The 13,542-nt window shown below is 64.6% G+C and carries 15 protein-coding genes; all 15 read right to left on the bottom strand.

The window, feature by feature from the left end; translation table 11 throughout:
- Window positions 1-8 precede the first annotated feature (8 nt).
- The 15 genes from C2L66_RS34740 to sctV all read right to left on the bottom strand — a co-directional run bounded on the left by C2L66_RS34740 (window position 9) and on the right by sctV (window position 13,519).
- Window positions 9-905 carry a hypothetical protein gene (locus C2L66_RS34740; protein ID WP_060608354.1) on the bottom strand — a complete coding sequence of 299 codons (897 nt, stop codon included), beginning with the start codon at window positions 903-905 and terminating at the stop codon, window positions 9-11.
- A 9-nt stretch (window positions 906-914) separates the two neighbouring features.
- Window positions 915-1,877 carry a 3-hydroxyacyl-CoA dehydrogenase NAD-binding domain-containing protein gene (locus C2L66_RS34735; RefSeq protein ID WP_060608351.1) on the bottom strand — a complete coding sequence of 321 codons (963 nt, stop codon included), beginning with the start codon at window positions 1,875-1,877 and terminating at the stop codon, window positions 915-917.
- Between the two features lie 479 nt (window positions 1,878-2,356).
- Entirely contained in the window at window positions 2,357-2,752 is a 396-nt protein-coding gene (locus C2L66_RS34730) for a DUF934 domain-containing protein (RefSeq protein WP_060608348.1), read from the bottom strand.
- On the bottom strand, window positions 2,749-4,539 hold the full coding sequence (locus C2L66_RS34725) for a nitrite/sulfite reductase (protein ID WP_060608345.1): 1,791 nt from the start codon (window positions 4,537-4,539) through the stop codon (window positions 2,749-2,751). Before C2L66_RS34725 ends, C2L66_RS34730 begins: the two co-directional genes overlap by 4 nt.
- A gap of 237 nt (window positions 4,540-4,776) precedes the next feature.
- Window positions 4,777-5,238, bottom strand: a complete 462-nt coding sequence (locus C2L66_RS34720) for an MEKHLA domain-containing protein (RefSeq protein WP_060608342.1) — start codon at window positions 5,236-5,238, stop codon at window positions 4,777-4,779.
- Window positions 5,239-5,302: 64 nt separating this feature from the next.
- Window positions 5,303-5,758, bottom strand: a complete 456-nt coding sequence (locus C2L66_RS34715; protein WP_060608339.1) for a CesT family type III secretion system chaperone — start codon at window positions 5,756-5,758, stop codon at window positions 5,303-5,305.
- Window positions 5,759-5,841: 83 nt separating this feature from the next.
- The gene (locus C2L66_RS34710) at window positions 5,842-6,063 is read right to left on the bottom strand and encodes a hypothetical protein (protein ID WP_007579464.1); all 222 of its coding nucleotides are present in this window, start codon (window positions 6,061-6,063) and stop codon (window positions 5,842-5,844) included.
- Between the two features lie 78 nt (window positions 6,064-6,141).
- Window positions 6,142-6,384 (bottom strand): hypothetical protein, encoded by a 243-nt coding sequence (locus C2L66_RS34705; protein WP_035994195.1) that lies wholly within the window; start codon window positions 6,382-6,384, stop codon window positions 6,142-6,144.
- Window positions 6,385-6,386: 2 nt separating this feature from the next.
- Window positions 6,387-7,622: a hypothetical protein gene (locus tag C2L66_RS34700; protein ID WP_060608335.1), complete on the bottom strand. Its 1,236-nt coding sequence runs from the start codon at window positions 7,620-7,622 to the stop codon at window positions 6,387-6,389.
- A gap of 136 nt (window positions 7,623-7,758) precedes the next feature.
- A complete protein-coding gene (locus tag C2L66_RS34695; RefSeq protein WP_060608332.1) occupies window positions 7,759-8,733 on the bottom strand; it encodes a hypothetical protein in 975 nt (324 codons plus the stop codon).
- Window positions 8,730-8,993, bottom strand: a complete 264-nt coding sequence (gene sctS, locus C2L66_RS34690; protein ID WP_035994205.1) for a type III secretion system export apparatus subunit SctS — start codon at window positions 8,991-8,993, stop codon at window positions 8,730-8,732. The genes C2L66_RS34695 and sctS overlap by 4 nt, the downstream gene beginning before the upstream one ends.
- A gap of 29 nt (window positions 8,994-9,022) precedes the next feature.
- On the bottom strand, window positions 9,023-9,679 hold the full coding sequence (gene sctR, locus C2L66_RS34685) for a type III secretion system export apparatus subunit SctR (protein WP_007579477.1): 657 nt from the start codon (window positions 9,677-9,679) through the stop codon (window positions 9,023-9,025).
- Window positions 9,657-10,847 carry a type III secretion system cytoplasmic ring protein SctQ gene (gene sctQ / locus C2L66_RS34680; RefSeq protein WP_060608329.1) on the bottom strand — a complete coding sequence of 397 codons (1,191 nt, stop codon included), beginning with the start codon at window positions 10,845-10,847 and terminating at the stop codon, window positions 9,657-9,659. The genes sctR and sctQ overlap by 23 nt, the downstream gene beginning before the upstream one ends.
- Window positions 10,848-10,865: 18 nt before the next feature.
- The gene (sctP, locus tag C2L66_RS34675) at window positions 10,866-11,426 is read right to left on the bottom strand and encodes a type III secretion system protein SctP (protein WP_060608326.1); all 561 of its coding nucleotides are present in this window, start codon (window positions 11,424-11,426) and stop codon (window positions 10,866-10,868) included.
- An 8-nt stretch (window positions 11,427-11,434) separates the two neighbouring features.
- Window positions 11,435-13,519 carry a type III secretion system export apparatus subunit SctV gene (gene sctV, locus C2L66_RS34670; protein WP_054932295.1) on the bottom strand — a complete coding sequence of 695 codons (2,085 nt, stop codon included), beginning with the start codon at window positions 13,517-13,519 and terminating at the stop codon, window positions 11,435-11,437.
- Window positions 13,520-13,542: the final 23 nt, after the last annotated feature.

Here is a 13,542-nt window from a genome sequence, read left to right as displayed (position 1 = left end):
AAGCGCGATCAATAAAGCGCGATGCCCGTGATCCGGCCGTGCGTGAGCAGGGTTTTTTTGTCGCCCGTGCGGAGATCCACCGCGACGATGTTGCCGTCGAGATCGGCCACGAAGGCACGGTGATTCGGTACGTCGAGCGCAAGGCCGATGGCTTCGGCGAAACCGGTGCAGATCACCTCGTAGTTCACGAGGCCCGTTGCCGTGAGCTTCGCGCGGTTCAGTGAATTGCCGTCGGGTGCGGCGCCGCGATCGGTCCAGTAGAGCGTGTCCGTGGCCGCATCGATTTCGAGGTCGATCGGCTCGGGCAGGTCGTCGAGCAGCAGTTCGATATCGGTGCGCGTGGCGGCCGTCTCGCCTGCGCCCATCTGCAGCGGTGCGCGGAAGATGCGGCCCTTGCCGCCTTTCGCGGGGCCCTTCTGCGTCCACAGGAAGGCGTCGCGCTTGTGATCGACGGCGATGCCGACGCACTGGTTCAGCACCTCGTCCTTGCCGCCCGCCTGTACCGAGCGGTCGACGAGTTGCGTCAGCGCGCCGCCATCCGTGCCGCTGCGCCAGATCGCGGCGCCTTCGCGGTCGCACCAGTACAGTTGCGCAGCCGTGCGGTCGAGATACAGCTGTTTGGGCGTTCTGATCGCGCCATTGCCGACCAGCAGGCGCCGTTCGCTGCCGTCCATGCGTGCGACTTCGACCGTGCCGTCGTCCTTGTGAAAATCGGCGCCCATGTTGGTCCAGTACACGAGACCCTGCGCCGTGTCGACCTGAATGCCGTCGGGCGTGCCGCCCAGATCGGCGAGCAGCACGCGGACGTGGTTTCCTTCGCAGTCGAGCGAGATGATCGATGGCGGGCTGATGCACAACGCGACCAGCGTTTGCATGGCGGATGACTCTGCGTTCATGAGTTGCATGGCGTGGCGTTATTGGGCAGCTTTGCGCGCGCTATTGATGATGGTGATTTCCCGTTCGTCGCGTGCCTCGGCCAGTTGTGCAATCGAGCGGTCGCCATAGCCGCTTTCGATTTGCTCGACGAGCAGCTTCTTCGTGGCTTCGTCGAAATGCACGGTCGATGCAAGCTGTTCGCGCCAGCGCGTTTCCATGCCGGGCGCGAGATGGTCGACGAAATGCGAAAAGCCGCCATCGCCGCCGCCCAGATGAAACGACAGGAAGGGTCCGTTGGTGGCCCAGCGGATGCCGAGCGACTGGGTCACGACGCTGTCGAGGTCGGCGGCCGTGATCACGCCTTGGTTCACCAGATAGACGCATTCGCGGAAAATCGCCGATTGCAGGCGATTTGCGACGAATCCGTCGATTTCCTTGCGAATTTCCAGCGGACACTTGCCGAGCGCGCGATAGAAGTCGAGCGAAGCGTCGATCAGTGCGCGGGCTGTCTGCGGATTCGGCACCACCTCGACGAGCGGCAGCAGATGCGGCGGATTGAACGGATGCCCGATGATGAGACGGCCGGGCGATTGCATCTGGCTGGCTTGAATCGAAGCGGGAATGCCCGAACTGGACGAAAAGAACAGGCAATGCGCAGGCGCGGACCGTTCGATGGTTGCCCAGAGAGCGGTCTTGAAGTCGGCGCGTTCCGGGCCGTTCTCCTGAACGAAATCCGCGTCGGCAACGGCGTTGGCAAGATCGGACTCGAACGAGAGTTGCTGAAGTGCGGCGCGCATGTCGTAGCCGAGCGCCTGCAGAGCCGGCATGGCCTGTGCCACGTAATCGCACACCTTCGATTCGATGCCAGGCTGCGGATCGTTGATGACCACGCGCAGCCCGTTCGCGAGAAAGAGCGCGGCCCACGACGCGCCGATGACGCCGCCGCCAATCACTACGACCTTTTTCTGATCGAGAGGATGTTTGACTTTCGAGGTATTCATGATTGTTTTTTTCGTGTGGAAAAGTAGTGATCTGAAGCGCGACGAAATTAATCTGGAAAAATGAAAACTAAACTTGAATAATTTATATTTCGTATCGCTAACCGATTGAATTTCAGATTAGCATTTAAATGGAAAGATCATTTCAGTTGGAAACAATTTTCTCCAAAATTGCACAAACCGTACGGACCCACGACTGGACGGGACAGTCGCTGACGGTCTGCGCCAGGTGCCTGGAATGGAGGTTCAACTATTCAGGAAGGGGTGTGGAATGTCCGATGGATACGTCAACGCGATAGCGCGGCGTGCCACCAGTCGGACAATCGTGCGATGCCCGCCTTGACGGGGCGGTGTCGGGTCCCGAAGGGACGCCGGTGCGGCCGGGCGACGCCCAGGCGCATGAGAAAGTGCCACGATTCGGCGCCGTAACGCGCCGACGGAACAGCGGGGTCAGCCTGCCGGACCCGCGCTGATCTCTCGATTCACCTGCTGTTCTGTCTGAATGGCGCATCGCGCGCCACATCACCCTGATAGAAAGCGGCGAACCGGTCGAGTTGCCGCTGCGCATCGGCGGAATCAACACCGTCTGCCAGCACGGCGCTCGAAAACCCCGTGCGTTCCATCTGGATCAATTGGTCCGCGAGCACGTCGCCCGTTGCGCGCAGATCGCCGCTGAAGCCGAGCCGGCGACGAATCAGATACGCCTGGCTGAACGCGCGGCCATCGGTGAAACTCGGAAAATGCAGCTCGATACGGTCCGCTTGAGCGATCGCCTCGCTATGGGCAAACGGATCGGCGTCGTTATCGAGCGCGACGACATGGGGGACGGTATCGGCGAGATGGTCGGCTGCAGCAAGAATACGGATACGCGGTGTCATGCGGAAACCTCCATCGGCGTGCGGGCGGCATTGGCGGCCGTCTTGAACGGATCGAGCCCGATACGCCGTACCGTTTCGATGAAGCTCTCGCGGCGCGGCCCCGACTCGGATCTCTGTTCGACATACGCCCGCAGCACGGCTTCGATCACATCGGGCACTTCGTGCGCGGAGAACGACGGACCGATCACCTTGCCCGGTTGCGCAGGGCCGCTTGCATCCGATCCATCGGAGCCGCCAAGCGTGACCTGATACCACTCGGCACCGTCCTTGTCGACGCCGAGAATGCCGATATGTCCGCTGTGATGATGCCCGCAGGAATTGATGCAGCCGCTGATGTGCAGATCGACTTCGCTGATATCCTCCAGCTCGTCCATGTCCTGATAGCGTTCGGTGATGGCCTCGGCGACAGGCAGCGAGCGCGCATTCGCCAGCGCGCAGAAGTCGCCGCCGGGACAGGCGATCATATCCGTCAGCAGATGCACATTGGCGCTCGCGAGTCCCACGCTGCGCGCCGCTTCCCACAACGCGAGCAGATCGTTTTCGTGTACCCAGGGCAGCACGATGTTCTGCGTGTGCGTGACACGCGCTTCGCCGGCCGAGAAGCGGTCGACCAGATCGGCGACCCGATCGAGCTGATCGGCGGATGCGTCGCCGGGTGCCTGCAACAGGCGCTTGAACGACAACGTCACGATGCGCAGCGACGGATTGCGGTGTTGTGCGACGTTGCGCTCCAGCCAGCGCGCAAATTGCGGAATGCTGGCGCGCGCATCGTGAATCGCCTTGCGCGCGGCAGGGTCGGCCGGCTTGCCGGCAGTGCCCGTCGACGGTTGCACGAAATACGCGCTGACGCGTTCGAGTTCCGCGCGCGGAATGGTATGCGGTCCGCCGTCGTGCTCGACGATCTGGCGAAACTCTTCTTCGACTTCGTCGATGAACTTCTGGCCTTCCGCCTTCACGAGTATCTTGATACGCGCCTTGTACTTGTTGTCGCGCCGCCCGTACTGGTTGTACACGCGGACCACGGCCTCGATGTAGTTCATGATGTGCTGCCACGGCAAGAACTCGCGCAGCACCGTGCCGATCACGGGCGTGCGTCCCATGCCGCCGCCAACCATCACGCGAAAGCCCAGTTCGCCGTTCTCGCCATAGCGCAGCCGCAGGCCGACATCGTGCCAGTCGGTCGCCGCGCGGTCGTCGCTTGCACCTGTGATCGCGATCTTGAACTTGCGCGGCAAGAACGCGAACTCCGGATGCAGCGTGGTCCACTGACGCATGATTTCGGCAAAAGGGCGCGGGTCCGCGATCTCGTCGGGCGCCACGCCCGCGCGCTCGTCGCAGGAGATATTGCGGATGCAGTTGCCGCTCGTCTGGATGCCATGCATGTCGACGGTCGCGAGCAGGTCCATCACATCTGCGGCCTTCGAGAGCGGAATCCAGTTGAACTGCACGTTGGTGCGGGTCGTGAAGTGCGCGTGATGGGTTGGCAAGCGAACGGTGCCGAGCTTGCGCTGGGCATCGAGCGCCTGCCGATAGACATCCGCTTCCGGCGCGTCGTATTCACGCGCCACGCGCGCGAGCACGCGAAGCTGCGCACTCGACAGCTCGCCATACGGCACGGCGACGCGCAGCATCGGCGCGTGCCGCTGCACGTACCAGCCGTTTTGCAGGCGCAGGGGACGAAAGGCGTCTTCACTCAGCCTGCCGTCCTGCCAGCGCTCGATCTGGTCGCGAAACTGCGCGGCGCGATTGAGCAGAAAAGCTTTGTCAAACTCGTTGTACTGATACATGGCTAACCTGGTGGGCGGCGAAAGCCGGGTTTTCCAGCTTTCGCCCGGGGACGCGGAACGACGGCCGATATCATCGGCATGCTCGCTCGAATCTACTGGCGCGCGTATCCGCCGACAAGACGCAGATGACGCGAAATTGACGGCAGCAGATGAGAAAACCGGGCAGCGCGCGCCATGACGCGCGGACTGCCCGGTTGGAGAGAAGAGGGAAGTTGGGGCTTGCTTGGGGGGGCGAGTCTATTCAGGCAGTGCCGTGGTATGCGGAATCATCGCCGCCTGGCCATGCAGTGTGCCGTGCTCGTCGATGAGTTGCCACACGGTCGCGCGTTCTATCCAGAAGCGGCGGCCTGTCTTCGCAATGCGCACGCCGCGATAGCCGGTGACGAAGCCTTCGCGCGTGACCTGATCGAGAAACGCCTGGCGTTCGCTGCGTTCAGGCGCTTCGGCGGAAAGGCGTGACGGCAGGGCTGTGATTTCATCCCAGTCGTAACCGAAGAGCGTCTGAACGCGGCGGTTTCCGTAGACGAACACAGGGTCTTCAGCCGTATTGTGCGCGAGCAGCCCGAAGGGCGCGTCGTGATACAGCCACGCGGCGGCATCTTCGGGGCGCTCATGCTTCGCTACGAGTTGGGTGCCCAGCAAGCGCTCGTAGCTGCCCGCGAGCAGGTTGAAGAAATTCAGGTCGGTGCGTAAATCCATTGGGTGTCCATCTCCAGGCCTTGTCGAAAGACATTCTAGCGTGATGCTGTTTTTCGCGAAGGAGTCATGCCCTGATCCACGAGAAGTTGCCCGATACGACTGCTTCGAAACGCTCGTCGCTGGCTTCGAGAATGCTCTGCTTCCAGTACGCGCCATGCTCCGAATAGTGGGCGAGGAGATCGGCGAGCATTTCGCCCGTTGGCGCATCGTCGAACGGCACGCGCACCAGCAAGACGACGTTGCCGTAGTCCGAATCGAGCCCGAGCTGCGCCTGGTCCTGCGCATACACCAGCAGATTCGCTTCGAGCATGAGCCGGTAGACGGTCGTGATGCGTCCCGCCGTCACCGCGCCGAAGTCGAAGCCCAGGTAGATCGCGTCCGGATCTTCGTCGAAGCAGTCGAGCCGCACGTCGAGACCGCCCACTTCGATCGAATGTGTCTGCAACACGTGCTCGACGTCCGGCAAGCCGACCGCCTCGCACAGCGATGCGACGAGTTCTGCGTAACGATCTTCACTCACGGTGCGAATACCCGCTCAAACAAAAGAGAATCCTGCAGGGCACACAGCGGCTGACCGCTGCGCGAGCGGCCAGCCAGCGTGCATTACGATGCCTGCGCGGCCTTCTGGATGCTCGACGCACCCGACTTCATCGCTTCGCCGAGCGCCTGCAGCAGGCTCGCATTCGATTGCGCCTGTGCGATTTCGAGCTGCTGCTGAGCGTTGCTGTTGATGGTGTTTTCCGCGCTTTGCGTCGCGCTGCTCGAATTGATGCCGTTCGTGACGGTGCTCAGTGCGGATGTTGCTGCCGTTGCAATACCGGGCATGGTGGCTCTCCTGGAAAGTTCCGGCAGACGGTATGTCCAACCGGTGGTTAAAAAAGCGAATCAATGACGTTCGACGGATCAGCCGCGCAACGCGTCCTCGCGCAACTGCCCGACGATGCGGCTCGCAGCGACGAGGCCGCGATAGATGCGGGCGCGCGCGTCGCGGTCGGCGGCCGTGCCGTCTGCCGCGTGGTTGAGCTGCTCGGCGCTCTCTTCGAGCGCCTTGCGCAGTTCTGCGACGCGCGTATCGGCGTCGGCGGCCGTCACGACGTTCTGCAACGCCATGAAGTGTTGGGCGTGGCGTTCAATGGCTTCGTACATGGTCATCTCCGTAACGTGTCGGCCGTCTGCGCGACGGACGTCTGGGGTGGGTCGAGCACATGCCGCGCGGCGGCGGGCCCGGCGAGCTGGGGGGCAAGCGGCGAGGGCGGGTCGTTTGCGGCTTTCGAAACCGACGGCGCGCCATCGCTTGCGGGTTGCGGGGTGTCGGCGGCTGCGGGCGCTGCCGCGTCGCTGGCCGCAGCGGGCGCGCTGGCGCCGGTGTCGTTGTCGAGGATGAAGATGTGCTTCACGCCGTCGGGCGTTTGCGCGTAGCGCACCGTATCCGACGACACGATCGCGATATAGCTCGCGCCCGCTGGTGCGTCTGCCTGATCGGCGCCTGTTGCGTCGATGCGGATCTCCTTCACGTTGCCCGGCAGATCGGGACGGATACGCTTGACGCCTTGCTGCAACGCGTCCATGTCGACATCCTTGCCCGCAATCGCGAACACGCCGCCGCCGTCGTAATGCACGCTGATGCCCGACACGGGCAAGCTCTCGCCGATACTGCGCCGGATCACTTCGGCAATGCCGTACTGCGCCTGCACGCGCGGCGACGTGATCGCGGCAAGCAGGCGCCGCGCCGCAAGGTTCTCGGATTCGTTCGCGACGAGGCCGCGCACGAGCACGCCGCCGTGACCATCCAGCGACGCGCGCAGTTCGTTCAGATGCGCCGCCGCGAACTCGCGGTTGACGTTTTCCATCGCGGCGACGTCGTTGGGCAGCATCGAGGCCTTCGCGCGCGTCGTCATCGTCAGTGCACCGATACTCGCGATCACAGCCAGCGCTACACATGCCGCGCCGAGCGCGACGAAGGTGCGGCGCCGCGAGCGTTGCTGGCCGTGCCGGTCGTCCTCGGGCTGGCCGGGCTTGAGCAACGTCGACAGCAGCGCGAGATCGCTCGGCCATTCGACATCGTCAGGCCCGATGCAGATCACGCTCTGGTCGAACTGCATCGGCAGAAAGTCGAGCATGAAGACGGGCGCGGTGTCCTCCACGCGTTCGGCCTCCGGGCCTTGCGTGCCTGCTTCATCGCTTGCGTCGACGTGAGGCGCTTGCGCGGCGAGCCGCCGCACGGTCACGACGTCGCTGTCGCCGACCTCGACGACCGCGGATGGGCCCGTCCAGTCGGTGATGCGAATGTCGGCGTCGTCATCCGCGTCGATCCGGTAACGACCCGGGCCGAGCGGTGCGGTCGCGCCAGCATGAATACCCGTCAGGATGCGCAGTTGTTTCATGAGTTCGGTCGGTCAGGCGGAGCAGCGGGGGCAGCTGTCGCGCTGTTCCGCTTCCTTCGATGAGTCGCAGATTAATGGACGCAAGAGCCGCGATACGGGCCGTTTGCGAAGGCACTCGCGCGCACGCGAAGTGTCGTCAGCGCGCGGATTCATCGGGCCCGGACGCACCGGCTGGAAGCGTGTTGCGTGCGCGTGCGATGCCGTCGAGCGCCGCATTGGCGCCCGCCGCGCGTCCTTCACGGTTCGGCAGCATCGGGCTTCCCGCGACGAGCGCGAGCAGCGGCGCAAGGACGTTGCGAGTCTCTGTCGATGCATTCGCCCGGGCTGCCGCGCCCGCTGCCGACGCCTGCGACGCTTCATCCGCCTGCCGAGCTGCGGCGGCACGCGCCGTGGCGTCCATCAGCGACTGGCGGACCTGGGCGAGCGATGCGAGCGGCAATGCGCCTTCATGCCGCCGCAGCGCGCGCAATTGGGATAGCGCATCGTGCAACGAGCGGCCCGGCTTCAGCAAGGCGTCGCACCAGGCACCCGCCAGCGCTTCATGACGCGATGAACCGGCTAGTGTCAAGGCATGCGCGGCGAACTCGGGCACGACACGCGCTGCGTTCGTCGTACCGTCTGCGCCGTCCAGCATGAGGTCGTCATCGTGCTTGCCTTCCCGGCGTTGCTGCTGACGTTGTTGTTGCTGTTGCTGTTCGTCCTGCTGCTGCCCTCCGCCGCGCGAACCGCCATTGCCGCCGTCGCGAGACACGCGCAGTGCCGCGCTTCGCTGACGGTCGGTGGTTCTCGTGTTCTGAGCCGCTCTCGCGTTGCCGCCTGAGCGGCTCGTTGCTGGCCGGCGTGCCGCAGCAAACCGCGTCGCGGCAGCCTTGCCCTGGCGCTTCTTCAAAAGCGCTTTCGCAAGACGCCGTGCATTGGCCGAGCGCGCCTGCCCCTGCAGATGCGCGTGATGCGCATGCGCGAAGCGCACGTTGTTGCGCAGCGACGTGGCAAAGCGCGCGCGCGTCTGTTGCCGGGCCGGTTCGGTCACGCCCCGTTGCGTCTGCGTGGCCTCTTGCGCGGCGGAAGTGCCTGAGGCGCCCGTGGCCGGGCGCGAGTGAAGTGGATTCATCGCTGCACGGCCGTCAGCAGCAACTGGTTCGCAAAGCGCAGGATCGCCGACGCACCGAGGGGCGCCACGACGACGAGCGCCACCACGACGGCAATCAGCTTGATGCCGAACGACAGCGTCTGATCCTGCAGCGACGTGATCGCCTGCAGGAACGACACCAGCAGGCCGACGCCGGCCGCGACCACGACGACGGGCAGCGACACGTACAGGCACAGCAGCAAGCCTTGCGTCGCGAGGCCGACGAGCGTATCGAGAGTCATGGCAAATCCGTAGTTGAAAGACGCGGCGCCTACCGGTAGCCGAGAATGAGGCCATGCATCAGCGTGGACCAGCCGTCCATCGCGACGAACAGCAGCAGCTTGAACGGAATCGCGACGTTGGTCGGCTGCACCTGGTTCAGGCCCATCGCCATCAGCACGTTCGCGATCACGAGATCGACGACGATAAAGCCGATGTAAAGCAGAAAGCCGATCTTGAAGGCGTCCGTGAGTTCCGTCAGCGTGAACGCGGGCGCGAGCACGATCAGGTCGGTGTCCTTCAGCGCCTTCGCCTGCTGCGCGGGCCACAAGGCCGTCGCCGAGCGCAGGAAGAACTGCCGCTCGCGCGACTGCGCATGCGCTTCGAGGAACGTGCGGAACGGCTCGCGCGCGGCGGCAATGCCCGCCGTCACGTTCTGCGTGACGTTGCCGGGCGCCTGATTGGCCTGCATGCCCTGCATCGCGGAGAACGCGACGGGCGCCATGATGTACACCGAGACGATGATCGCGATGCCGTTGAGCACCATGTTCGGCGGCACCTGCTGGACGCCGAGCGCGTTGCGCAGCAGCCCGAGCACGACGACGATCTTCATGTACGACGTGACCACCATCGCGATGAAAGGGATCACGCTGATCGCCAGCACGACGATCAGCAGCCCGGTGATGTCACCTGTCTGAATCGCCGGCATAAGCCATCCTCGTGATACGTACGCCAAGATGTTCGCCGACGCAGACGATTTCGCCATAGCCGACCGTTTGTCCATGGGTGACGAGCCGCACAGGCGTATCGAGCACGGGCGCGGCCAGTTCGATCACATAGCCTGGCCGCAACGCGGCGAGTTGCGCGAGCGGCAGCGCCACGCTGTCGATTTCGAATTGCACGGGCAGATCGAGCAGGCCGATGTCGAGCGGAGCGTCTTCGTCGTCGTGCTGCCGGGTGCTGTGCGAGCCGGTTTCGGAGCTTTCGTCGGACGCGGCGGCTGCCGTTTCGTGCCGCGTTTCGTCGTCGCCGGGCCATTCGGCCTGCAAGGGTTCGTCGTTCATGAAGGGTTTCTCTTCTACAGTGACCTGCGTGCCGTTAATCACGACACGCGCATGTATGCGCCGCATGCCCGTTGCCGTCGCGCCCCATGTGGCGCGCGCGGTGCATGCGGCGCCGCGGTTCAGCGCTTGCGCGACGGAGGGCCCAAAAGCGCGCAGAACGACATCGCCGGGACGCAGCGACTGCAATGCGGCAAGCGGCACGTTGCGTGCGCCGAGCGCAATCGACCCTGCGACCTTTAGCGTCGATGCCGACGCATACGCCTCCGTTGCAAGCCGCGACGGCAGCGTGGCGAGCCGCTTGTGCAGCACGTCGAGCGTCGCGCCGGATGCGCTGAGCGAAAGCCGGTGCATGACGCCCTCGTGCAGCAACGCGACGTCGAAGCGTTCGCCGCTCGCAACGCCCGCAGGCGCGCGTTCCACCGACGCCACACGCCAGCGCCCAAGGTCCGCTGCCTGAAAGCGCTGCACCAGCGGTGCGAGCAATGCATTCGCGAGCGTGCTGCGCAAGGCGTGCCGCGCGCGATCGCCCGCGCTTGCCGCTACGATCTGCAACGCGGGATAGCGCGCCAGATCGAGTTCGATATCGAGCGTGCCTTCCAGATGCGCGAGCACGATGCGGCCCGCTTCATCGAAGGCCGTGTTGGCCGCGTTGGCCGTATTGGCCGTTACCGTCGGCGTGATTTCGAGCGCATCGATTGCGCCGAACTGGCGCAACGCTTCGAGATGACGCGCATCGCACAGAATGCGGGCGGCACGCGCCGCATCGGGCGTGACGCGGCGCAGCTTCTCTGCATACGGTTGGTCGCTGGACACAGTGGACAAGGGCGTGGGCTAGTGGATAGTCAGTTCGAGCGTGCGCGCTTCGCCTTGCGACGCGAGCAGTTGGCGCAACTCGCGTTCGAGCAGGCCGGCATGATGCAAGAGTAGTTCGCGCGTGTCGGCCGACTCGACATCGAAGCGAAGCAAGAGAACCGCTGGCGAAAGCGTCAGATGCAACTGCGTGCCGGGCAGCCGTTGCGGATCGATGCGCATGGCGACTTCCCAGTGGCCTGCCTGACGGATCGCGGGATTCGACGCAAACTCGGCGATATGGCGTGCGAGCCCATGCGCGAGTTCGAGCATCTGCTGCTCGCGGCGCAGCACCGCCGCGACCACGCGCTGACTCGCGCTGCCGATGCGTTGCGCGAGCGAGTCGTCGGCATGATGTTGCTGGCTGGCTTCGTCGTCGAGCGACGCGGCAAGGAGGGCGTCGGGCGACGGCGTGTCGTCGCGTCGCAAGAGCGCGGCGAAATCCGCGTGCCGCGCGCGGCGCAGGCGCGCGCCCGACGAAGCAGGCGGCGTCTGCGCGGGCGCGGCGATCACGCGCACGGGACGCGATGGGGTTCTCGACATGCGTTACCTCAGGCCGTCACGTGGCCGATCGGCTGCAGTTCAAGATGTCCGCCCAGTTCCTGATACGAATAGACGGAGAGCCAGCCGAGCCGTCCTTCGATCATGCGCCGCACGTAGCGCCGGATATCCATCGACGTGACGAGCGCGATGCCGGGACGCGGCGCCAGCCCCGCGAACGATTCGATGCTGTCGACCAGAAAGTTGATCTGGTCCGGCGGCAGCGCGAGGTAATTGCCCGTCGGCGTCTGCTTGATCGCCTGGCGGATATGCTGTTCGACGGGCGCGTCGAGCAGGATCGCGGGCAGAATGCGCGCGCCGAGCGCGGCCCGGTGCGCGAGAAAGCGCGCGAGATCGCCGCGCACGTACTCGGTCAGCATCAGCACGTCTTTCTCTTTCGGTCCCCACGCAATGAGGCTTTCCATGATGTTGCGGATATTGCGGATCGGAATCTGTTCTTCCAGCAGACGCCGCAGCACGTCGGCGATGCGCTGCGGCGGCAGCACTTTCTGCACCTCGGCGAGCAGGCCCGGATACTCGATGCCGAGTTGTTCCTGAATCCACTGCACTTCATTGACGCCGAGAAAGAGCGACGCATTGCGCCTGAGCAACTGCACGCTCACATGCGCGATGACCTGTTCGGCGCGCCAACCGGTGGTCTTGTCGGCGAGCGTGGTCTCGTCGTGCCAGTAGCTTGGCTGCGTCGTGCCGTCGATCGGTTCGCGTTGCTCGCAGCGTTCGGCGAGCGCTTGCGCCTGCGTGTCGTCGGGCTGCGTTGCGAGCCGTTGCGGCAGATCGGCGAGCAGGACCTTGCCTTGCGGCAGTTCGAGCGTGAACGACGGCACGTCGTGCATCAGGAACTCGCAGGTGGACGGCGCGAGCTTCTCGCTGATCCACATGTGAATGCCGGGAAACGGCAAGCCAAGTTCTTCCTGCAGCGACGTGCGCTCGGTTTCGAAGGCGTGATTGAGCCGCTCGACGGCGAGGCGGCCGCGCAAGTCCGGCGCAAGGCGCACGCCGAGTGCGCAGGAGAACGCGGGCGGCACGCTGGAAATGGCGGGCGTTTCGCTCTTCGCACCGGCCCGCTGCATCGAGCGCACGGCTTCGAGGTCTTCGAAGGCGCGCGACGGACCGCGCTTCTTCAGCTTCCATGCAGTGAAGCCGAGAATGCCGCTCAACACCAGAAAGAGCGGCCACGGAAACCCAGGCACGGCGGCGAACGCGACCAGCAGCAGCGCTGCGAAGCCGAGCGCGGGCGCGCTGCCCATCAGCTGCTTGCCGATCTCCGCGCCGAGCGAGCGTGGTTTCTCGTCGCGGTCGTCGGCCACGCGCGTGATCATCACGCCCGCCGCAACGGAGAGCAGCAGCGCGGGCAATTGCGCGACCATCGCATCGCCGACCGAGAGAATCGAGAAGCGGTTGGCCGCTTCGCCCGCCGTCATGCCGTGATACAGCACGCCGACGGCCAGACCCGCGACGATGTTGATCATCGTGATGATGAGGCCGGCGACGGCGTCGCCCTTGACGAACTTCATCGCGCCGTCCATGCCGCCGTGCAATGCGCTTTCCAGTGCGAGCGTGGCGCGCTTGTGGCGTGCTTCGTCAGCGGTCAGCAGATTGGCGCGCAGGTCGGCATCGATGCTCATCTGCTTGCCCGGCATCGCGTCGAGCGTGAAGCGCGCGCCGACTTCCGCGACCCGCTCCGAGCCTTTCGCGATCACGATGAACTGCACCAGCGTGATGATGATGAACACCACCATGCCGACCACCAGATTGCCGCCCACCACCAGCTTGCCGAAGCTGTCGATGATATCGCCCGCTTCCGCATGCAGCAGGATCGACTTGGTCGACGCGATGCTGAGCGACAGCCGGTAGAGCGTGGTGAACAGCAGGATCGACGGGAACGCGGACAGCGAGACGACGCTCGGCACATAGAGCGTGATCATCAGCAGCGTGACGGCTGTTGCGATGTTCAGGCCGACGAGGATGTCGATCATGAAGAACGGCAGCGGCAGGATCATCAGCGAGACGATCGCGACGATCATCACGAGAATGCCGATCTCGCCGCCGGCGGGGAGTTTGAGTGTCTTGAGCATGAGCGTGTGTGGAGCGAAGCGGG

The organism is Paraburkholderia caribensis, from assembly GCF_002902945.1.
GTDB classification, from domain to species: domain Bacteria; phylum Pseudomonadota; class Gammaproteobacteria; order Burkholderiales; family Burkholderiaceae; genus Paraburkholderia; species Paraburkholderia caribensis.
Note: the sequence above shows the minus strand (reverse complement) of the source record. Positions and strands in the feature narration are given on the sequence as shown.